This window comes from Nonomuraea sp. N2-4H, assembly GCF_045291505.1.
GTDB lineage: Bacteria > Actinomycetota > Actinomycetes > Streptosporangiales > Streptosporangiaceae > Nonomuraea > Nonomuraea fastidiosa.
Genome location: NZ_CP147987.1, coordinates 5069677 through 5091603, shown reverse-complemented (window position 1 = coordinate 5091603; position 21927 = coordinate 5069677). Strand labels below are relative to the sequence as shown.

15 protein-coding genes are annotated in these 21927 nt (G+C 72.8%); 8 read left to right on the top strand and 7 right to left on the bottom strand.

Going from position 1 to position 21927, the window contains the following annotated elements; all coding sequences use genetic code 11:
* The first annotated feature begins 8 nt into the window (after window positions 1-8).
* The 5 genes from WBK31_RS23430 (at window position 9) to WBK31_RS23410 (ending at window position 7762) form a co-directional block, all read left to right on the top strand.
* On the top strand, window positions 9-1475 hold the full coding sequence (locus WBK31_RS23430; protein WP_364055583.1) for a hypothetical protein: 1467 nt from the start codon (window positions 9-11) through the stop codon (window positions 1473-1475).
* The gene (locus tag WBK31_RS23425; protein ID WP_406673131.1) at window positions 1475-3160 is read left to right on the top strand and encodes a serine/threonine protein kinase; all 1686 of its coding nucleotides are present in this window, start codon (window positions 1475-1477) and stop codon (window positions 3158-3160) included. Before WBK31_RS23430 ends, WBK31_RS23425 begins: the two co-directional genes overlap by 1 nt.
* An 857-nt stretch (window positions 3161-4017) precedes the next feature.
* Window positions 4018-6084, top strand: coding sequence for a DUF6421 family protein (locus tag WBK31_RS23420; RefSeq protein WP_364055577.1), 2067 nt, complete (start codon window positions 4018-4020; stop codon window positions 6082-6084).
* Window positions 6081-6710: an SDR family NAD(P)-dependent oxidoreductase gene (locus WBK31_RS23415; protein ID WP_406673130.1), complete on the top strand. Its 630-nt coding sequence runs from the start codon at window positions 6081-6083 to the stop codon at window positions 6708-6710. Before WBK31_RS23420 ends, WBK31_RS23415 begins: the two co-directional genes overlap by 4 nt.
* Window positions 6707-7762, top strand: coding sequence for a low specificity L-threonine aldolase (locus WBK31_RS23410; protein WP_364055571.1), 1056 nt, complete (start codon window positions 6707-6709; stop codon window positions 7760-7762). Before WBK31_RS23415 ends, WBK31_RS23410 begins: the two co-directional genes overlap by 4 nt.
* Before the next feature lie 54 nt (window positions 7763-7816).
* On the opposite strand, the gene WBK31_RS23405 is transcribed toward WBK31_RS23410, so the two are convergent.
* Together WBK31_RS23405 and WBK31_RS23400 are read right to left on the bottom strand one after the other, a co-directional pair.
* Complete coding sequence (locus tag WBK31_RS23405) at window positions 7817-9385, bottom strand: phytoene desaturase family protein (RefSeq protein WP_406673129.1); 1569 nt, start codon at window positions 9383-9385, stop codon at window positions 7817-7819.
* 12 nt (window positions 9386-9397) lie between these two features.
* Window positions 9398-10024: a DUF305 domain-containing protein gene (locus WBK31_RS23400; protein WP_378787561.1), complete on the bottom strand. Its 627-nt coding sequence runs from the start codon at window positions 10022-10024 to the stop codon at window positions 9398-9400.
* A gap of 133 nt (window positions 10025-10157) precedes the next feature.
* Between WBK31_RS23400 and WBK31_RS23395 the strand changes: the two genes are divergently transcribed.
* A complete protein-coding gene (locus tag WBK31_RS23395) occupies window positions 10158-10868 on the top strand; it encodes a DUF3105 domain-containing protein (RefSeq protein ID WP_364055562.1) in 711 nt (236 codons plus the stop codon).
* 19 nt (window positions 10869-10887) lie between these two features.
* On the opposite strand, the gene ald is transcribed toward WBK31_RS23395, so the two are convergent.
* Window positions 10888-12003, bottom strand: a complete 1116-nt coding sequence (ald, locus tag WBK31_RS23390) for an alanine dehydrogenase (protein ID WP_364055559.1) — start codon at window positions 12001-12003, stop codon at window positions 10888-10890.
* Window positions 12004-12166: 163 nt separating this feature from the next.
* Here ald and WBK31_RS23385 point away from each other — a divergent pair, with 163 nt between their 5' ends.
* Window positions 12167-13093 carry a hypothetical protein gene (locus WBK31_RS23385; RefSeq protein WP_406673128.1) on the top strand — a complete coding sequence of 309 codons (927 nt, stop codon included), beginning with the start codon at window positions 12167-12169 and terminating at the stop codon, window positions 13091-13093.
* Window positions 13094-13183: 90 nt separating this feature from the next.
* Here the strand turns inward: WBK31_RS23385 and WBK31_RS23380 are convergent, their stop codons facing one another.
* From WBK31_RS23380 to WBK31_RS23370, 3 genes are all read right to left on the bottom strand, one after another.
* Window positions 13184-14563: an NCS2 family permease gene (locus tag WBK31_RS23380; protein ID WP_406673127.1), complete on the bottom strand. Its 1380-nt coding sequence runs from the start codon at window positions 14561-14563 to the stop codon at window positions 13184-13186.
* A 72-nt stretch (window positions 14564-14635) separates the two neighbouring features.
* Window positions 14636-14869, bottom strand: coding sequence for an EF-hand domain-containing protein (locus WBK31_RS23375; protein ID WP_364055550.1), 234 nt, complete (start codon window positions 14867-14869; stop codon window positions 14636-14638).
* A gap of 22 nt (window positions 14870-14891) precedes the next feature.
* Window positions 14892-17066: a molybdopterin cofactor-binding domain-containing protein gene (locus WBK31_RS23370; protein WP_364055547.1), complete on the bottom strand. Its 2175-nt coding sequence runs from the start codon at window positions 17064-17066 to the stop codon at window positions 14892-14894.
* Window positions 17067-17161: 95 nt separating this feature from the next.
* On the opposite strand from WBK31_RS23370, the gene WBK31_RS23365 reads away from it, so the two are divergent.
* The gene (locus tag WBK31_RS23365; protein WP_364055544.1) at window positions 17162-18655 is read left to right on the top strand and encodes a helix-turn-helix domain-containing protein; all 1494 of its coding nucleotides are present in this window, start codon (window positions 17162-17164) and stop codon (window positions 18653-18655) included.
* Between the two features lie 37 nt (window positions 18656-18692).
* Here WBK31_RS23365 and WBK31_RS23360 read toward each other — a convergent pair whose 3' ends face one another.
* The gene (locus tag WBK31_RS23360; protein ID WP_406673126.1) at window positions 18693-21752 is read right to left on the bottom strand and encodes an AfsR/SARP family transcriptional regulator; all 3060 of its coding nucleotides are present in this window, start codon (window positions 21750-21752) and stop codon (window positions 18693-18695) included.
* Window positions 21753-21927 lie beyond the last annotated feature (175 nt).

The following is a 21927-nucleotide window of genomic DNA, read 5'->3' as shown; positions in this document are numbered from 1 at the left end:
GCGGAGAGATGGCGCGCTGCAGAGCCCTTGCCGGTGGCATCGCGGTGGCCATGGTGCTCATCGGCTTACCGGCCTCGGCGCACGAGCACCCCAGCGGGATCACCGACCTGGTGACCCCGGCCGTCGTACGGCTCGAGGCCGTCTCCCACGTGGAGATCACCCTGCTCGACCACGTCGGAGAGCTCAGACATGTGGAGCGCTCCTACGACTTCCCCTTCGCCGAGGGAACGGGCACCGTGATCAGCCCCGACGGCACGATCGTCGCCCTGCGGCGGCTCGCCATCAATCCCGACGACGTCGCCGTCTACGCCGCCAACAAGATCTTCGCCGAGCACCACAAGGTCAAGATCCCCGCCGACGACAAGAAGCACCGCCTCAAGAACCCCATCCTCGACCGCCACCTCCAGCAGTGCTACAAACCCGAGAGCGACACCGCCACCTGCATCATCGACGTCACCACCGAGATCACCGCCTACCCCAACGTCTCGCCGGCCAGCACTGACGGCTTCAAGGTCACGTGCATCAAGGCCGGTCCGAAACCCGACTCGCCGGCCGTGCTGGTGCCGGTGACCCCCATGTCCGGCGGCGTCGGCATGCCGACCGCGCCGCTCGCCGACAAGGTGCCCGACCAGGTCGGCGCGCCCGTCAGCGTGGCCGGCTTCACGGGCCGCCCCGGGGCCAAGGTCAAGCACACCGTCGAGATCGCCCACCTCGGCAAGGGCGGCTCAGGGGGCGACGGCGGGCGCCCGTTCGCCGACCCCGAGAACAAGGTGGACGAGCCGGTCAAGCTCGGCGGCCTGGCCGACAAGGGGATGATCGGCGCGCCCGTGATCGGCGACAAGGACGGCCACGTCATCGGCCTGCTGGTCGGAGGCGGCAAGGACGGCCGGATGATCGGCATCAGAGAGGTCACCGGCCTCCTGGGCGAGGCCAAGGTCGTGCCGCGCAGAGGCGCCATCGACACGGCCTTCGAGGCCGCGCTCACCCGCTACCACACGCAGTACTACACCGAGGCCGCGCCCGGCTTCCAGCGCGTCCTCGAGCTCTATCCGGGCAACGTGGTGGCCGCCGAGCTGCTGAAGGACTCGCTGGCCAAGCGGGGCGGCCCCGAGGACCAGGGCACCAGGCAGGCAGCGGCGCGGCAGGACGAGCGCTCAACGCCCCTGTGGCCGCTCATCCTGGCCGCCGGGATACTTTTCCTGGCCGCCGGCGGCGGGGCGTATCTGCTGTGGCGCCGCCGTACTCCCGAAGTAGTGACAGAACCGCCACAGCCCCTGGCGGCCGGCCCACCGCTCGACGACCCCGCCGACCAGACCGTGGTCGTACGGCGGTCCCAGCCGTTCCAGGTGGCCTCGCAGCAGCAGCAGGTGATGACCGCGCCCAACCCGGCGATCAAGTACTGCACGTCGTGCGGCATGAGACTCGGGCCGGCGCACCGCTTCTGCGGCTACTGCGGCCACCCCATCGAGACGTGATGCCAGTGAACGAAAGATCGCTCATCGGCCAGGAGGTGGCCGGGTACTACATCGAGGACATCGTCGGCAAAGGCGGCATGGCCGTCGTCTACCTGGCGCTCGACCCCAGGCTGAGCCGCCGCGTGGCGCTGAAGATCCTCAACCCGGTGCTCAGCGTCGACGACAGGTTCAGGCAGCGCTTCATCCTGGAGTCCAGAACGGTCGCCAGCATCGAGCACCCCAACATCATCCCCATCTACGAGGCCAACGCCGACGCCGACGGCGTGCTCTACATCGCCATGCGCTACGTCGACGGGCTCGACCTGCGCCGCCTCATCTACGACCGCGGCCCGCTGCCGCTCGGCCCCGCCAACCAGATCTTCGCCCAGGTGGCCGCCGCGCTCGACGCGGCCCACGCCCACGACCTCATCCACCGCGACGTCAAACCGGCCAACATTCTGCTGGCCGGCGACCACGTCTACCTGACCGACTTCGGCATCACCAAGCACCGCTCGTCCATCTCCGGGCTCACCCAGACCGACCAGTTCATCGGCACGCCCCGGTACATGTCGCCCGAGCAGATCAACAAGGAGCACATCGACGGCCGCAGCGACCAGTACGCGCTGGCCTGCGTGGTCTACGAGGCCCTGTCGGGGCGGCTGCCGTTCCAGCGCGAGAACGACATCGCGCTGCTGTGGGCCCACCTGGCCGAGCAGCCCGTGCCGCTGTCGCAGATCAGGCCGGAGCTGCCGCCCGCGGTGGACGCCGTGATGAGCCGTGCTCTGGCCAAGTCGCCGGACCAGCGGTTCGCCACGTGCACCGAATTCGTGGCCGCGCTGCGGGATGCGATCAGCGGCCCGCCGTACGACCCGTACGGGGTGCCGGGCGAGCTGTACGGCGGGCAGCACCGTGCGCCGGGCTCTGGCCCGAACCTCATCCCCAGGCCGAGCCCCAGCCCGCACTCGGGCCCGCACGCCGTACCACACCTGGCCGCCCCCGCTCCGGGCTCCGCCACGCCACCCCGGACCGGCACGGACCCCGGCACCGGGCCGGGAACGGGACCTGGTGCACACACCGCCGCCACCACCACAGGGCAGAAACGGCCGGGCCGCCTGCCGGTCGTGATCACGACCCTGATCGCCGCCTTAGCCGCGCTCGCCCTCGTAGCGGTCGTCATCGTCAACAACCGCGCCGAGACCTGGACCCGCTACAAGACCAGCGCCGCCGCCCCGCTCACGTTCGAGTACCCGGGCGACTGGACCGTGCGCACCCACCAGGACCTCTTCGCCATCGTCTCCCCGCACGCACAGGAAATGGAGCAGCTCTTCGTGGCCGGCCCCGGCGCCGACTGGTCGCGCATCGCCGAGATCTTCGAAGACGACCCGGAGAGCCTGACCGGCGTGTACGTCCAGGTCTCCGACACCCTCGACGCCGGTGGGACATCGGAGATGATGAAGCCCAAGATGGAGGCCCTGCTGCCCGGCCGCGTCGACCTCGGCAAGCCCGTACTCGACCAGGCCGGCAACAGCCCCGCAGCCCGCTTCGACGGCTCACTCCACGACCCCGCCACCGGCACCCGGCTGGGCTTCGTCAGCTACGTGATCGACCGCGAACCCAAGACCATGCTCGTCATGTACTTCTGCCCCCGCACCACCTGCGACGACGCCACCCAAGCCCGCATCCGCCAGAGCGTCCACATCCCCTGACCCGCCCGCACGAACACGCCGACGCCATCGGGCGCCCGGCGACGACCGGCCACACCCAGCGGACCCACGGCGCTGAACCGCCACCGGCCGCCCGCCGGGATGCTCAGCGTGCCGCTGGGGTGCTCAGCGTGCCGCTGGGGTGCTCAGCGTGGGGCCGGGGTGCTCAGCGTGGGGCCGGGGTGCTTGGTGTGCTGATTAGGGGGCGGTCGCTTGAGCGCCGCGTCCAGGCGCGGCCCCGCTTGCGGGGCTGTGTGGCGGGGTCCGGCCCGCAGGCTGTGCGCGGCGGCCAGGGCGCGGGCCCCAGCCCGGCGGCGGCCGCGCTGCGGCGTCCGCCCTGCGACGCGCTGCCTGGCCCGACTGCGCCGCCGGACGGGCGGCGGACGGAGCGCGGCGGCGGCGACGTGCGGCGCTGCCCACTCCGCAGGTGCGCAACGCACCGCTCGCCATGCCGATGCCGCTGCACACTGAGGCGGCCGTCGCGCGCTCCTGAGCCATCACCCGTGGGCGTGCCGCGGCGCCAAGCGCCGGGCGGGGTTTCCGCGCGCCGTCGCACCCGGGTCGGGTGTCGCCTCGCTCGGCGTAGCGTCCGGGCCGGGTGTCGCCTCGCGCGCCTTCGCACCCGGGTCGGGTGTCGCCTCGCTCGGCGTAGCGTCCGGGTCGGGTGTCGCCTCGCTCGCTGTCGCGTCCGGGCCAGGTGCCGACTGGCGCGGCGGCGCCTGGCCCGGGCACCGGTCCCGCGTGGTGCCGGCGCCTCGAGCCGGCCCAAGACTGTCTCGGTATTCGGGAGGGATTGGCGGGGCATGCAGGAAGGGTGTGTATATTTTCCTGCATAAGGCGGTAGAAACAGGAGAAATTTCATGCGATCGTTCCCTCGGGTGCTGTTCGACGAGGCGCACAGCGAGTCGTGGACCATCCGCCGCGAGCTGGCCGAGACCGTCAACCCGGCCCACCCCGACGACACCAGCTACGCCCGCGCGGCCGGGCTGCTGCGGCACCTGGGGCACACGGTCGACGCTCACACGGGCGGCCCGCTCGACGCGGAGACGCTCGCAGCCCAGGACGTCCTGGTCATCGCCCACCCCTCGGACGCGCGCTGGGAGCGCACGACCGGACAGGGCAGCCCCGTCTTCACCCCGGCCGAGCTGGACGCGATCGAGTCCTACGTACGCGACGGCGGCGGCCTGGTGGTGCTGGCCGAGGAGGAGCAGGACAAGTACGGCAACAACCTCGCCGACCTGCTGGCCCGCTTCGGCGTCCGCGTCGAGCACACCACCGTGCGCGACCCCGGCCACTCCTACCGCGGAGTGGCCACCTGGGTGCTGGGGGAACGCTCCACGGAGTCCGGGCTGCTGGCCGGCGTGCGTACGGCCTGCTTCTACCGCTCGGGCGTGCTGGCCGCGGGCGAGGGCGCCGAGGTCCTGTTCCGCACCTCGGCCGCGGCGGCGCCGGCGAACGCCCCGCTGGCCGTCGCGCTGCGGCACGGCAAGGGCCGGGTGGTGGTGTTCGCCGACTCCGACCTGTTCGGCGACGACTCGATCGAGGACCACGACCACCGCAGGCTCTGGGGCAACGTGATCACCTGGACCGCCCGCGTACCCGACGACGAGACGGACCGGGCGCCGCGCGATGAGATCAAGGCCGCCCGCTTCGCCCGCCTGAAGGAGGCCGTGGAGGAGCTGCGCCCGCTGCAGGTCAAGGACGGCTCGGTGCCGGACGAGCACAAGGAGCGCGCCGCCGAGCTGGTCGCGACGATCGCGGAACGGGTGGCCGAGATCGCCCCGCACTTCCCGCACGACGCCGCCTACCTGGAGGCCGTCCGGGCGGACCTGGGCAAGTGGGCCGCCCAGGGGCTCGGCGTGCCCGACTTTCTCGACTCGCTCGACCTGTTCCACCCCGACACCCAGCGCGAGGACGGGCTGGAGCACGTCGTGGTCTTCCCCATGTACACCCAGAACGGCAACCCCAACAGGAACCTGGAGGCCGTCTGGGTCCGCACGATCTGGCCCGGCTGGCTGGCCGAGCTGGAGGCGGGCGGCTACGACAACCCGATGTTCGTGCCGATCGCGTTCGAGGACTTCACCTCCGGCTACGACACCCACTCGGCCGTGCTGTTCCCCGAGACGGTCGCCGTGCGCACCACCCCGGCCCGCTTCACCTGGGGCGGCATCTTCGCCGACCGCGAGGCCGCGAGGTTCCGCAGGGTCGCCGGGGCCGCCGCCGAGACGCTGCGGCTGGACCTGCCGCCGGACGCCGAGCGGCTGCTCGCCTCGCAGCGGCTCGCCCAGGACACGTACGTGCTGTGGGACCTCGTCCACGACCGCACCCACAGCCACGGCGACCTGCCGTTCGACCCGTTCATGATCAAGCAGCGGATGCCGTACTGGCTGTACTCGCTGGAGGAGCTGCGCTGCGACCTCACCGCGTTCGGCGAGGCGGTCAGGCTGGAGGAGCGCGGGGTGCCGCACGCCCGCTACGTCCAGATCGCGATCCTGTTCGACCGGCTGTTCCGCTTCCCGATCACGGGGGAGCGGGTGCGCAACTACGACGGGCTCGGCGGCCAGCTGCTCTTCGCCTACCTGCACCGCAACGACATCGTGCGCTGGACCGACAACCGGCTCTCGATCGACTGGGAACGGGTCGCGATCGGCGTCGCCGACCTGCGCGGCGAGGTGGAGAAGCTCTACCGCGACAGCATCGACCGGTCCAAGCTGGCGCACTGGCTGGCGGCGTACGAGCTGGTCAGCGCGTACGTGCCGCCGCACCCCGCGTCCGTGTGGGCCAAGGGTGTCGAGGCGCTGCCCGAGGAGCAGAAGGCCAAGGTGGACGCGGTGCTGCCCGACGAGTTCCCCCTCAGCATGTTCTACGAGGCGCTGCGCCGTAAGCTGGCGGACGTGGTCGAATCGACAAAGGGACTCCGCGCATGATCATCGTGGTGACCGGGGCAGGAGGCCCCACCGGCGCGGCGGTGTCGGCATATTTCCGTAAGGGCGGGCACACCGTCATCGAGGTCGGCAGGAAGGACACCGACCTGCTCGACCGCGCCGCCGTGCACGAGCTGGCCGCCCGCGTCGAGCGCGAGCACGGCCGCGTCGACGGCGTCGTCCACCTGGTGGGCGGCTGGCGCGGCGCGCCCTCGTTCGCGGAGACGAACCTCGACGACTGGGACTTCCTGCACGACCGCATCATCCGCACGCTCCAGCACGTGTCGCTGGCGTTCGAGCCGCTGCTGCGGCGCAGCGACAACGGCCGGTTCGTGATCGTCTCGGCCCAGGCCGCGCAGGCGCCCGCCGCGGGCGGCGCCGCGTACGCGGCCGCCAAGGCGGCGGCGGAGGCGTGGACGCTCTCCCTCGCCGACGCGCTCAGGGGAACCGGCGGCGCGGCCGTCATCCTGGTGGTCAAGGCGCTGGTCAACGACGCCATGCGGGCGGCCAAGCCGGAGGCGAAGTTCGCGGGGTTCACCGACGTCGACGACCTGGCAGCGGCCATCGGCGGCCTCTACGACCGCCCGGCCGAAGAGATCAACGGCACGCGATTGGACCTCACCTCTTGAATCCCCGGCACGACCCCCTGCTGAAGGCGTTCGGCAGCGACAACTACGCAGGGGTGCACCCCGAGATCCTCCAGGCCATCGCCACCGCCAACGGCGGCCACCAGGTCGCCTATGGCGACGATGTCTACACCGAGGCGACGCGGGAGGTCTTCCGCCAGCACTTCGGCGAGACGGCGCAGGCATGGCCGGTGTTCAACGGCACCGCGGCCAACGTCGTCTCCCTGCGCGCCATGACCGCCCCCTGGGAGGCGGTCATCTGCCCCGAGACCGCCCACATCAACACCGACGAGGGCGGCGCGCCCGAGGTGGCGGCGGGCATCAAACTGCTGACCGTGCCCACACCCGACGGCAAGCTCACCCCCGAGCTGATCGACCGGCAGGCGTGGGGCTTCGGCGACGTGCACCGCGCCCAGCCGAAGGTGGTCTCCGTCTCCAACGTCACCGAGCTCGGCACCGTCTACACGCCCGGCGAACTCGCCGAGATCTGCGCCCACGCCCACGGCCTCGGCCTGACCGTCCACCTCGACGGCTCGCGCCTGGCCAACGCCGCCGCCGCGCTCGACGTGCCGCTGCGGGCGCTGACCACCGACGTCGGCGTGGACGTGCTCTCCTTCGGCGGCACGAAGATCGGCCTGCTGTACGGCGAGGCGGTCGTCGTGCTCAACCCCGACGCGGCCCGCGGCGTCGACTACCTGCGCAAGACGTACATGCAGCTGTCGTCGAAGATGCGGTTCGTGTCGGTGCAGTTCGAGGCGCTGCTCTCCGGCGACCTGTGGCTGCGCAACGCCCGCCACGCCAACGCCATGGCGCGGCGGCTGGCCGCGGCCGTCGAGGGCATCCCGGGCGTGCGGCTGAGCAGGCCCGTCGAGGCCAACGCGGTCTTCGCGGTGCTGCCCGCCGACGTCGCCGACCGGCTGCGCAAGCGCTTCCGCTTCTACACCTGGAACGAGTCCACCGGCGAGGTGCGCTGGATGTGCGCGTTCGACACCACGGAGGAGGACGTGGACGCCTTCGCCGCCGCCCTCGCCGAAGAGGCCGCCGCCTCGGCGTGACCGCTGGTGCCGCCGCCTCGGCGTGCGGTCCGTGCCGCCGCCGGCCCGTGCCGGTCAGCGGCGGCGCAGGGCGAGGCGGGCGGCCTGCCAGCCGCCCATCCCGTGCACCCCGGGCCCGGGCGGCGTCGCCGACGAGCAGAGGAACACCCCGGGCAGCGGCGTCCGCCACGGCGCGGGCGACCAGACCGGCCGCCGTACGAACTGCCCGAGGCTCGCCAGCCCGCCCGCGATGTCGCCGCCCACCAGATTGGCGTCGGCCGCCTCCAGTTCGGCCGGGCCCATCGCGTGGCGGGCCAGCACCCGGTCGCGAAAGCCCGGCGCGTAACGCTCGATCTGCGTCTCGATGGCGTCGCTCATGTCCATCGCGGAGCCGTTGGGAACGTGGCAGTAGGCCCACAGCGTGTGGCCGCCGCGCGCCGGGTCGGCCGCGTACGGCTGGACGAGCAGCACGTACGGGCGGGGCGAGTGCCGCCCGGCGGCCGTCTCGGCCTCGCTCAGCGCGATCTCCTCCAGCGTGCCGCCGAGGTGCACCGTGCCCGCGCCCGCGACGGCGGGATCGCGCCACGGCACCGGCTCGTCGAGCGCCCAGTCCATCTTGAACACGCCGGGCCCGTGCCGGTAGCGGGCGAGCCGCCGCCGGTAGCGAGCGGGCAGGAGGTCGCCGGCCATGGCGAGGAACTGCCGGGGCGTCACGTCGAGCACGACGACGGGCGCGCGCAGCTCGGCCAGCCGGCGTACGCGGTGGCCGGTCACCGCCTCGCCGCCGAGCGCGCGCAGCTCGGACACCAGGGCGTCGGCCAGCACCTGCGAGCCGCCGCGCACCAGCGGCCAGCCCACCAGATGGGCCAGCGACGCCAGCATGAGCCCGTAGCCGGCCGTGAGCGGGGAGCGCAGGTCGAGCAGCGAGTGCGCGGCCATCCCCGCCAGCAGCGCGCGCGCCTCCACCGTGCGGAACGCCGTACGCGCGAACGTCGTCGCCGGCAGCGCCGCCATCGCCCCGAACGCGGCCGCCCGCACGAACGCCGACACCGGCAACGCCCCCACCGCCAAGGCGTCCCCGGATGGCGCTCCCGCTCCGCATGCGGCCCCGTCGATCGGCGCGGCCCCGAATGCGGCCTCGTCGATCGGCGCCGCCCCGGATGCGGCCTCATCGGCCGGTGCCGCCCGTCCCGAGCCGCGCCCCAGCGGCGGGGCGATCCGCCACGGCCCCAGAGGCTTCAGCAGCAGCTCGGCCAGCGGAAGCCCGCCGCGCGCCACCATGCCCGCGCTCGCCAGCCAGGCAGGACCGTCACGCCCGAGCCCCCGCGCCGTACGCCGCACGTCGCGATGCACCAGCACGGCGGGCCGGTCGTCGAGGGGATGGGCGGCGGGCACCGGGGGATGCGCGAACTCGACCCCTTTGAGCCCCAGCGCGCGGAACGCCGGCGAGGCCAGCGCCATCGCCATCACGGTCGCCCCCACGTCGTGGACGCGCCCCGGCAGCGTCAGCTCGGCCGAGCCCAGCCCGCCGCCGAACCGGTCGGCGGCCTCCAGCAGCGTCACCCGCAGCCCGGCGCGGGCCAGCAGGACGGCGGCCACCAGCCCGTTGGGCCCCGATCCCACGACGACCGCGTCGGCGCTCATCGGCTCAGCGGCCTATTCGGGCTTGAGTATCGACGGGAGGGGCTCGGCGCCCCGCTTGGCGAGCAGATCGGTCATCAGCTTGATCTCCGCGGACTGCCCGTCGATGATCTTCTGGGCCATGCCGACGACCTCGGTGCGCGTGGACAGCTGCCGCAGCCCCTCGGCCATCTGCACGCCGCCCTCGTGGTGGCGGATCATGAGCTGCAGGAACAGCACCTCGGCGTCGCGCCCCTCTGCCTGCTTGAGCTTGGTCAGCTCCTCCGGCGTGGCCATGCCGGGCATCTGGCCCTGGACGCCGGGAGAGGCGGCGGCGCTGTGGCCGTGGCCGCTCATCCAGGCCATGGGCCGCTGGTCGGTGGCCTGGCTCAGCCCCCACTGCTGCAGCCAGCCGAGGAACATGCCCCGCTGGTTGGCCTGGGTGTTGATGATGTCGAAGGCCAGACTGGAGATCTCTTTGGCGGGGCCCTTGTCCCTGATCGTGAACGCCATGTCGACGGCCTGCGCGTGATGCGCGGCCATGTCACGGGCGAACCCGGCCTCGGGCGAGGTGTCGCCCGGGGTGCCGGCACGGCCGAACAGCAGGAACGCGGCCGCGGCGAGCACCAGCACGCCGCAGATGATCAGGAACGGTTTCCTCACGGGCTTTTCCATGGCCCGTCCAGCGTACCCACCCCGGTGCGAAGCCGTGATCGCATGCTTATGCAGGCCTTATTCTCCACATACGCCCGGAGGGCATAGGGTGACCCGAGGTTGGTACGCCGATGGAGGAACGATGACGAAGGAGAAGGCGCAGGCGCGGCGCGAGCATCTGCAGAAGATGCGGGCCGAGCAGCGGCGCAAGGAGCGTCGCGCGGCGCTCCTCATGTGGGGCACTGGCGGGCTCATCATCGTGGTGCTCGTCGGCGTGGTCGGCTTCTACCTCGTCAAGCGGGCGCAGGAGACCTCACTCGACGCCGTGGTCAGCACCAAGTACGACGCGGGCCAGCACGTGTGGACGGCGGTCGACTACAAGGAGACGCCGCCGATGGGCGGCGAGCACAACAACTACTGGCAGCAGTGTGACATCTACGACAAGCCGATCCACAACGAGCACGCGGTCCACTCGCTCGAGCACGGCGCGGTCTGGATCACCTACCAGCCGGAGCTGCCGAAGGACAAGGTCGAGAAGCTCAGGGAGGCGGCGACCTCGGTGGGCCAGCAGGACTACCTGCTGATGAGCCCGTACCCGGGTCTGCCCTCGCCGATCGTGGTGTCCTCGTGGGGGCACCAGCTCAAGCTGACCGATCCGGAGGACCCGAAGCTGGGGGCGTTCATCAAGCGCTACCAGAACGGCCCCGACACGCCTGAGCCGGGCGCGACCTGCGGCGGACCCGACGCGATCACCACGACCGCCGACCAGGCTCCGCTGCCGCCCGAGCCCACCGGCGATCAGCAGGCGCCGATGGAGAACCTGCAGCCGTCGCCGAGCGAGTCGAAGCAGTAGGCCGGCACCGGCACAGGGTTCAGCCGAGCACTTCCTCGAGGGCCGTCCACTCCAGCCCGTGCGCCTGCGCGACCGGTTCGCTGGTGAGGCGGCCCTCGTGCGTGTTCAGGCCGAGCGCGAGCGCGGGGTCCGCGCGCAGGGCCTGCTGCCAGCCCAGGTCGGCGATGGCCAGCGCGTACGGGAGCGTGACGTTCGTCAGCGCGAACGTCGAGGTGTGCGGCACGGCCCCCGGCATGTTGGCCACGCAGTAGAAGATCGAGTCGTGCACCCGGTAGACGGGCTCCTCGTGCGTGGTCGGCCGGGAGTCCTCGAAGCAGCCGCCCTGGTCGATCGAGACGTCCACCAGCACGGAGCCGGGCTTCATCCGGGAGACCAGGTCGTTGCTCACCAGCTTCGGCGCCTTCGCGCCGGGCACGAGCACCGCGCCGATGACGAGATCCGCCTCCAGCACGGCACGCTCGATCTCCAGCGTGTTGGACGCCACGGTCTGGCAGTGGCCCTGGTAGATGAGGTCGGCCTGGCGCAGCTTGTCGATGTTCTTGTCGAGCAGCAGCACCTCGGCCTGCATGCCGAGGGCGACGGCGGCGGCGTTCATGCCGGACACCCCGGCGCCGATGACCACGACGTTCGCCGCGTGCACGCCGGGCACGCCGCCCATCAGCACGCCCCTGCCGCCCGCCGAGCGCATCAGGTGGTAGGCGCCGACCTGCGCGGCCAGCCGTCCCGCCACCTCGGACATGGGCGCGAGCAGCGGCAGCGCGCCGTCGGGCGTCTGCACGGTCTCGTACGCGATCGCCGTGCAGCCCGACTCCAGCAGGGCCTTCGTGCAGCCGCGCGATGCGGCCAGATGCAGGTACGTGAAGAGCACCTGGCCCTTGCGCAGCCGGTGGTACTCCTCAGGCTCCGGCTCCTTGACCTTCATCACCAGGTCGGCCTCGCCCCACAGCTCGTCGGGCTCGGGCACCAGGACGGCGCCCGCCGCGGCGTACTGCTCGTCGGGGATGGCCGATCCGACCCCCGCGTAGCGCTCCACCAGTACCTGGTGCCCATGGCGGACGAGCTCGTGCACCCCCGCCGGGGTCAGCGCCACTCGGTATTCGCTGTTCTTGACCTCTCGCGGCACTGCGACCTTCATGGCGTAACTCTTTCGCCGAAATGTGCGATCCTGCCCCTACTCTTCTTCCCATTTCCGGGTCAAGCATGGAACTTCCGCTTGATTACCTCGCTGCGGCCTCATCTCGATAGGCTCACCGGCAGCCCGACCGTCGACATGGGCCGTCAGGATGGGAACGTCATCGATGGACAAGCCGGAAGAGCCGCAGATCGCGGATCCGGGGGAGCCTAAGGCCAGCAGATTCACCACCATCGTGCTGATCGTCTCGCTGGTCCTCGTCGTGATCATCGCGGGCGTGCTGGGCACGGTCGCCGTCCTGATGACCCGCAATCCTGACACGCCCCTGTTAGGGGGCACGCCGCCGCGCCACCTCGCGGTGCCGATCCACTTCGCGCCGGTCACGGAGACCAAGCAGGCGCCCTGCCCCGGCGACCCGGCCGTGCTCGACGAGCAGCAGAGCACCTGCTATCTGCTCGAAGACGGGGTCACCGTGCCGTCGGTGCAGCGCATCGAGCCGCTGCGCGAGCGTGACGGCTCCTACTCGGTCCGCATCGCGGTCGCCCCGGCGTACAAGGAGCGGCTGACGGATCTGATCGACGAGATGGCGCTCGACCAGCGGCAGGTGGCGATCGTGCTGGCGCCCGAGCAGGCCGACCAGCCCAAGATCGTGCTGGCCGCGCCCATCGTCACCCAGCCCATGGAGGGCGACAGCGTCAGCATCGCCGGCTTCACCAAGGAGGACGCCGAGGCGCTGGCGGCGCGCATGCTGGGCGACGCGCAGGGCGGCACCCCCACCGGGCAGCCGTCCCCCGGCCAGACCCAGCCGGGCACCGGGCAGACGCCGGGGCAGGACCAGCCGACCCAGCCGGGGGCCGTGCAGTCGCCCCCCGGCACGGGCCAAACGGGGCAAACAGGTCAGACGGGGCAGACGGGTCAGACGCAGCCGGGCGTGGGTCAGACGCAGCCGGGCGTGGGTCAGACGCAGCCGGGCGTGGGGCAGACCCAGCCAGGCGCCCAGCAGACGGGCACGACGGGCACGCAGACGGGCGTCGGCGGCCGCGTCCCCGACAAGCGCTTCGCGAGCTGCAAGGAGGCCGTGGCGGCCGGCTGACGGCCCGTACCACAGGGGCCGCCACGAGGAGTACGCCTGGTACGACGACGTCGACAACAACGGCGTGGCCTGCAACAGCGCCGACATCCGCTAGGCGAACAGCTCCTGCAGCCCTTCGATGGCGAAGTAGGCGAAGAACACCAGCGAGACGATCCACAGCAGCACCGGGATCTCCGAGAACCGGCCCTTGACCGCCTTGATCAGCGTGTAGACGATCACCCCGGCGCCCACGCCGTTGGTGATCGAGTACGTGAACGGCATCAGCGCGATGGTGAGGAACGCCGGCACGGCCACGTCGAGATCGTCCCAGGGCACGTTCCTGCTCTGCGTCATCATCAGCGCGCCCACCAGCACCAGCGCGGGCGCCGCCGCGGCGGCGGGCACCACCCCGGCGAGCGGCGTGAACAGCAGCGTCAGCGCCATCAGCGCGCCCGTCACCACGCTGGCCAGACCGGTACGCGCCCCCTCGCCGACACCGGCCGCCGACTCCACGAAGACGGTGTTGGCCGAGGAGCTGACCGCGCCGCCCACCACGCCGGCCACGCCGTCCACGGTGAGGATGCGGCCCAGCCTGGGCACCCGGCCCTCGTCGTCCACCATGCCGGCCTCGTCGCTGACGCCGATGATCGTGCCCATCGCGTCGAAGAACCCCGACAGCACCAGCGTGAACAGCACGACCGTGGCCGTCAGCGCCCCCGCCCTGGCGAACCCGCCGAACAGGTCGAACTGCCCGACCAGCCCGAAGTCCGGCGCGGCGACCAGCGACTCGGGCAGGCGCGGGGTGACCACGCCCCACGTGCCCTCCTCGACCGTGGCCGTCTCGTTGACGACGATGGCGAGCAGCGCGGTGATGGCGATGCTGATGAGGATGGCGGCAGGGACCCTGCGGACGTACAGCAGGATCATCAGCAGCAGGCCGAAGCTGAAGACCGCGACCGGCCAGCCGGTGAGGTGGCCCGTCGCGCCGAGCTGCACCGGCGTGCCCGAGCCGCGCGCGACGAAGCCCGCGTCCACGAGCCCGATGAGCGCGATGAACAACCCGATCCCCACGCTGATCGCGTGCTTGAGCGCCAGCGGGATCGCGTTCATGATCAGTGTGCGCAGCCCGGTGACGGCCAGCACGATGATGACGACGCCTTCGAGCACCACCAGGCCCATGGCCTCGGGCCAGGTCATGCGCGGCGCGGCCTGATAGGCGACCACGGCGTTCAGGCCGAGCCCGGCCGCCAGGCCGAACGGCGCGTTGCCGACGAACGCCATGAGCAGCGTGGAGATCGCGGCGGCCAGGGCGGTGGCGGTGGTGAGCTGCGCGATGGACAGCCGGGCGCCGGTGACGTCCGTCGCGCCGGCCAGGATGATCGGGTTGAGCAGGATGATGTAGGCCATCGCCATGAACGTGGTGAGCCCACCACGCACCTCGCGGCCGACGGTGCTCCCCCGCCCGGTCAGCTCGAAGAACCTGTCGAGCACCGGCACGACTCCCCTCGTGTCCCCTCGCGATCACGGGGGAGTGCCCGGTTGCCTACCCAGCGGCGGGGGAGATCACGCCTTCTCGTGGCGGCCGTGGCCGACCAGCGCCACGAACTCCTCCAGCTTGATGGAGCCGTCGCCGTCGGTGTCGGCGGAGGCGATGAACGCCTCGATCTCGCTCTCGGTGACCCCCTGCCCGCCCAGCGCCTCGTTGGCCTTCCTGATCTCGTCGGCGGTCAGCAGGCCGTCGCCGTCGGTGTCGAAGCGCCGGAACTCGGCCTCGGCCGCCTCGCGCGCGCTTGCCATGAGATGCCCCCTTGTCGAGCCGTCATTCGGACAAGGCGATATCCTCCGGCCTGACGGGAACGCGAGTCAACCGACGTCCCGTGGCCGCTCTGACCGCGGCGGCGATGGCGGGCGTTGAAGAGAGCGTGGGCGGCTCGCCGGCGCCGCGCAGGCCATAGGGGGCCGCCGGGTCCGGATATTCCAGGATCTCCAGCTTCATGGGCGGCATGTCGAGGATGGTGGGGATGAGATAGTCGGTGAACGACGGGTTCAGCACCCGCCCGTCGCGCACCTGGATCTCCTCCATCAGCGCCAGCCCGAGGCCCTGCGCCGAGCCGCCGTGGATCTGGCCCTCAAGCGCCTGCGGGTTCAGTATCCGCCCGACGTCCTGCACCGCCGCCAGCTCGACCACCTTGACCAGGCCCAGCTCGACGTCCACGTCCACGACCGCGCGGTGCACGCACAGCGCGAGCTGCGTGTGCGAGTCGCCCTGCCCGGTCACCGGGTCCATCGGGTACGTCGGCCGGTGCCGGTACTCGCGCGTCTCCTCGATCGGGCCGAACCGTTCGAGCGCCTCCTTGGCGGGCAGCCCCTTGAACCGCTCGCGCACCGCCTGGCAGGCGGCCCTGACCGCGCCGCCCGTCACGTACGACTGCCGCGACGCCGACGACGAGCCCGCCGACCCGACCGAGGTGTCGGCCGTGGCCACGGTGACGTTCGGGATGCCGAGCTCGGTCCGCGCGATCTGCGCCTGCACGGTCACCAGGCCCTGACCCACCTCGGCCGCCGCCGTGTGCACGGTGACGTGCGGCTCCCCGCCGACCAGCTCGGCCCGCACCCGCGCGGTCGAGTAGTCGTCGAAGCCCTCAGAAAAGCAGATGTTCTTGATGCCGACGCCGTAGCCGACGCCGCGCCGCACGGACTCGCCGTGCGTGGTCTGCGAGACGCCGCCGGGCAGCGAGCGCAGATCGGTGTCCGTACGCTCGGGCGGCAGCGGCATCGACGCCAGCCGCTTCAGCATGTCGGCGAGCGGCGCCGGCGAGTCGATCACCTGCCCGGTCGCCAGCCGCGAGCCCTGCGAGACCGCGTTGCGCACCCGGATCTCGACCGGCGACAGCCCGCACGCCTCCGCCAGCCGGTCCATCTGCGACTCGTAGGCGTAGCACGCCTGCACCGCCCCGAACCCGCGCATCGCGCCGCACGGCGGGTTGTTGGTGTAGACGCCGGTGGCGTCGATGTGCACGTTCGGCACCTCGTACGGCCCCACGCCCAGCGACGCCGCGTTGCCCACCACCGCCCGCGACGAGGAGCAGTACGCCCCGCCGTCCAGCAGGATGTCCGCCTTGACGTAGACGAGGCGGCCGTCGCGGGTGGCGCCGTGCTCGTAGCGCATCCGTGCCGGATGGCGGTGCACGTGACCGAAGAACGACTCCTCGCGGCCGTAGGAGATCTTGACCGGGCGGTTCAGCCGCAAGGCCAGCAGGCACGCGTGGATCTGCATCGACAGGTCCTCGCGCGCACCGAACGCGCCGCCGACGCCCGCCAGCGTCAGCCGCACCTTCTCCGGCGGCAGGCCCAGGCAGGGCGCGAGCTGGTCGCGGTCCACGTGCAGCCACTGGGTGGCGATGTAGAGGTCGACGCCGCCGTCCTCGGCCGGCACCGCGAGACCCGCCTCCGGGCCCAGGAACGCCTGGTCCTGCATGCCGACCTCGTACTCGCCGCGGACCACGACCTCCGCCTCGAAGGTGTCGCCGCGGCGTACCGGCTGGTAGCGGACGAACCGCTGCGACTCACGCGGATCGGTCACCGCGGGGCGGGGCTCGTAGACGACCTCGATCGCCGCCGCGGCCCTGCGCGCCGTCTCCGGATGGTCGGCCGCCACCAGCGCCACCGGCTCGCCCTGGTAGCGCACCTCGTCGATGGCCAGCACCGGCTGGTCCTTGTGCTCAAGGCCGAAGTACTTCTCGCCGGGCACGTCCTCGTGCGTCAGCACCGCACGTACGCCGGGGATCCGCAGCGCCGGGCCCACGTCGATGGAGCGGATCCACGCCGACGGGTGCGGGCTGCGCAGCGTCGCGCCCCACACCATGCCCTCCAGCCACAGGTCGGAGGCGTAGGCGAACTCGCCGGTCACCTTCAGCGTGGCGTCGGGCCGCCGCGCGCTCTCGCCGATCCCGTGCAGGATCGCGGCAGCCGTCTCGTCAGCCGTTCGCGTCATCTTCCGAGTAGAGCACCGGCCGCCCGGTCCGTCCTATGCGCCTGACGTGAAATGTCGGTCAGCGGTTGTCCTGCCCGCCTTGTACATTCCTACAGGTGCGCCTCTCCGACCTGCTGGCCATCGAGGACCTGCGCCTGACCCTGCTCACCGGCGACCCCGCCCGCGAGTTCGCCGGCGTGCACATCACCGACCTGCCCGAGCCCGGCCGCTACCTGGCCGGAGGCGAGCTGGTGCTGACCGGGCTGACGTGGTGGCACGCGCCCGGCGACTCCGACAGGTTCGTGGCGGCGCTGGCCGAGTCGGGCGTCGCCGCGCTCGGCGCCGGTCAGGCGCTGCTCGGCCGCGTGCCCGGCGACCTGGTCTCCGCCTGCGAGCGGGCCGGGCTGCCGCTCGTCGAGGTGCCGACCGAAGTCTCCTTCCGCACGCTCGCCGAGCTGGTCGCCTCGCGGCTGGCCGGCGACGCGCGCGACGCGCTCGGCCGCCACCGCAGGCTCGTCGCGGCGCTCGCCGAGGGCGCCGGGCTGGCCGAGCTGTTCGAGCTGACCGCCGCCGAGCTGGGCGTCACCGGCGCCGTCCTGACGCCGTCGGGCGAGATCCTGGTGGGCGCGGCCGACGACCCGGTGGGGCTGGCCAAGGCGTACCTGACCGCGCCCAGCCTGCCCGTGGTCGCCGGAGGCCACACGATCTTCGCCGTCGGGCGCGGGCACCGGGCCGCCGGCTGGGCGCTGGCCTGCGACGGAGACCTGCTCGACCGGGCCGACGTCGGCTACGAGCTGGCCGCCTGCGTGGGACTCGAACGCGGCCGCGTCGAGGAGGGCCGCCGCGTCGAACGCCGCCTCGCCGAGCAGCTCATCGTCGCCGCGCTGGCCGGGGCCGACCCCGCCGAGCTCAACGCCAGGCTGCGCACCTGCGGGATCGGCGCGGACGAGCCGTACGCGGTGGTCAACGCCGTCGCCGTCAGGCCCGGCGCCACCCGCGGCCCCGACCCCGCCACCCTCGGAGGCCGGATCGTGGAGAACCTGCTCGGCCGCGAGGTCGTGGCCGCCGCGGGCGCCGACGGCGCGGTGGCCGTCGTGCCGCTGCGCGACGGCGGCGCCGGCGAGCTGGCCGCCCGGCTGCGCGCGGGCGCCGAGGTGCTGGCCGCGCTGCCCGACACCCGCCTGTGCGTCGGGCTCAGCGGCGCGCTCACCGGAGCCGCCGCCGTCAAGGGCGGCGTCGAGGAGGCCGGGCACGCCCGCCGCCTGGCCGAGGACCGCGACGGCGGCGTCGTCACCAGCGACGAGATCTACACCCACGCGCTGCTGCTCGCCACCGTGCCATCCGACGTGCGCCGCTCGTTCTCCCGGCGGCTGCTGTCGCCGCTGCTCGACTACGACCGCAGGCACCAGTCCGACCTGGTGCGCACGCTCGGCGTCTTCCTCGACCGGGCCGGCTCCTGGCACTCCTGCGCCGAGCAGCTCCACGTGCACGTCAACACCGTGCGCTACCGCGTGCGCAGGATCGAGGAGCTGACCGGCCGCGACCTGTCCACGATGGCCGACCGCGTCGACTTCTTCCTCGCCCTGAGGGACACCGCCCCACCGCCGTGACGCGCCGCCTCGCCGTTCATCGGCTCGCCATGGCCGCTCATCGGGTCGTCATGGCCGCGCGCGCCGCGATGGCAAGCGCCCGCTCGGCCTTCGCCTCTTCGAGCCAGTACGTGCTCCCGGCCCGCTCGGCCATCGCGACCGCCTCGACGCCGCGCCGCACGGCCTCGTCGATCTGCCCCAGCATGCGGTGGGCCCGCGCCAGATACACCAGGCAGCCCATCTCGGTCGTCCTGGACAGGATCCGGCCCCGCTCCAGTACCCCGGTGAGCAGGCCGAGAGCCGCCTCGCACCGGCCCAGTGCGATCATGACCCGGCCGCGCCACACCGCGAACTCCGTGGCGCTGTGCACGTCGCCCGCCCGCTCGGCCATCGCCGCGCCCTCGTCCAGCACGCCCACGGCCTCCTCGACGCGGCCGAGCTCCACGTACGCCCGTGCCGCCGCCAGCAGCGCGTAGCGCTCGCCGACGTCCGAGCCGATCTCGCGGGCGATCGCGCGCTGCCCTAGCGCATGGTCCAGCGACTCCTCGAAGCGCTCCCAGCGCAGCAGCGTGGCGGCCAGGTTGCCGTGCGCCCGCTGCTCCTCGAAGCGGTCGCCGAGCCGCCTGGCGAGCGCGAGGTGCCGCTCGTTGTGCGCCAAGCAGGCGATATCGTTCAGGAAGTAGCGCCCGGTCGCCATGTGCGCGTACCCATGCATCTCGATGACCTCGTCACGCAGGCGCTCGCCGGTCGCGACCAGCCGCTCGCCCGTCGCCACCAGGTCGGTCACGCGGTAGTTCTTCTGCTGGTACCACCACAGGGCCAGGCCGATCGCCGCCCCCGCCCGCGCCACGCCGTCGTCGGGGTCCGCCATGGCCTGGTACGCGGCGGCCAGCAGCGTCGCCTCCTCTCTGCCGAGCCAGTCGTCCGCCTCCGCCGCGTCGCAGAACGTGCGGCCCGTCGCGTCGATCGGCGGATACAGGCAGTGGACCCGGTGCGGGTCGCTGGTGCGCGCGGCTGCCCTGGCCGACTCGGCGTAGAAACCGAGCACCCGCAGCAGCGGCGCGGTCCGCCCGCCCGGGGGCGGCAGCTCGGCGGCGAACAGCCGGACCAGGTCGTGCGGGTGGTAGCGGCCGGGCTCCCCGGCCTCCAGGAGGTGGGCGTCGCACAGACGCTCCAGCGCCCGCTCCACTTCGGGCTCCGGATCGCCGGACAGCGCCGCGGCCGCCTCCACCGTGACGTCGGGCACGTGCAGCAGGCCGAGCAGGGCCAGCAGCCGTGCCGCCGCCGCATCGGTCTCGCGGGTGCTGCCGCTGAGCGCGCTCCAGCTCGCCGCCAGGCTCGACCGTACGGCCAGGTCACCCGCCTCCAGTTCGCGCAGCCGCCGCCGCTCGTCGCTGAGCCGCTCCGTCAGCGCCGCAACGCTCCAGTCGGGGCGGTCGGCCAGCCGTGCCCCCGCGATGCGCAGCGCGAGCGGGAACCCGTCGCACAGGCGGACCAGCCGCCCGGTCTGCTTCAGGTCGGCGGACACCCGGTCGGCGCCCGCGTACTTGGCCAGCATGGCGGTGGCCTCGGCGTCGGACATCGGCCCCAGGCGCACCTGAGCGCAGCCGTCGCCTGCCGCCAGCGACTCCCTGCTCGTGACCAGCACCGCCGTGCCGGGCGGCAGCGCGGCGAACGGCCTCACCTGCGCGTGATCCGCGGCGTCGTCGAGGAGCACGAGCAGCCGCCGGCCGTGGAGCGTGCTCCGCAGCAGGGCGGCGGCCTCGTCCTCGTCGGCCGGAATGGCCGCGCCGGGCGTGCCGAGGCCGCGCAGCAGCCGGCAGAGCACCTCGTACGCGGACGGTCTGGGCACGTTCGGCGTGCCGCCGCGCAGATTGACGTACAGCCGGCCGTCGGGGAACCGGTCGCGCACGGCGTGGGCGACGTGTACGGCCAGAGTGGACTTGCCGACGCCCGGCGGGCCGCAGATGACCACGAACGGGTGCGGCGGCTCCCCGCCCCACGGGTCGAGCAGGGACTTCAGCCGGACGATCTCCCGCGCCCGCCCGACGAACGCCGCCGGGTCCCGGGGAAGCTGCCGCGGCACGTGCCTTCCGGCGGGCTCCACCCCGCCGCCCGCACGGTCCGCGCGGCCGGAGGGCGGCTGCATGTCGGCCTCGCCCGGGGTGCGGTGGGAGGGCGGCTGTACGCCGGCCTCGCCCGGGGCGCGGTGGGAGGGCGGCTGTACGCCGGCCTCGCCCGGGGCGCGGTGGGAGGGCGATCGCCCGCCTTCGCCCCGGGAACGGACGGAAGCGGGTTCGCGCCGGGCAGGGGCGGCGGGCGGGTCGTCGCCTGAGGCGGACAGGACGAGCCGGTGGGCGTGGCGCAGGCCGTCGCCGGGGTCGGCGCCCAGCTCCTCGGCCAGCACGCGCCGTGCCTCCTCGAAGGCCCGCAGCGCTTCGGCCTGCCGCCCGCACGCGTGCAGGGCGAGCATGAGCAGCTCGTGGGGGCGTTCGCGCAGCGGATGGCGGCGGGCCAGCTCGCGCAGCGGGGCGAGGGCGTCCTCGGGGCGGCCGAGCAAGGTCAGCACCTCGGCCCTGGCCTCGACGGCGGTCAGGTGGAGCTCGTCGAGCCGGGCCCGCTCACCCTCCGCGAACGGCCCGGGGACACCGCTGAGCGCCGGGCCACGCCACAAGGCGAGCGCCTCGTCGAGGGCGCGCAACGCGGCGGAGAGGTCGCCGGCCGTACGTGCCTTCGACGCCGACTCCAGCCGGGCGGAGAAGAGGTGCGCGTCGATCGCGAGCGGGTCGAGCCGTAAGAGGTAGCCGCCGGGGGCCTTGGTCACCGTACGGGGCGGTTGCCGCCTGCCGCGTCCGGGCTCGAAGGCGCGGCGCAGCCCGGCGATGTAGGTGTAGACGCTCTGCTGGGAGCTGTTAGGAGCGGTCTCACCCCAAAGACCGGCGATGAGCTGAGGTAGGGTCACCACCCTGCCCGGCCACGTCGCCAGCATCGCGGCGACGGCCTGTTGGAGTGGCGGGCCGAGATCGAGCGCTTTGCCGTCGCGCGTTCCCACCACCGGGCCCAGGAGGCCGATGACCAGGCCGGACGTTGAAGGAGGTCGGGGATCGGCGGGATGCACGTAGGGAGCTTAATCGCGATCCCTGGAGAGGGGAGGGCCCACGCGAGCGTGTAGCTGGAATGTAGATGCGGTCGGTAGCTTGTCAACCGGCCGTGTCTGATGTGTAGTGGGTCACGTGGGCCCTTGATCAGCGACTCAGGCGAACGACGCGCGACCAGCAGGTGCCGGGACCCGA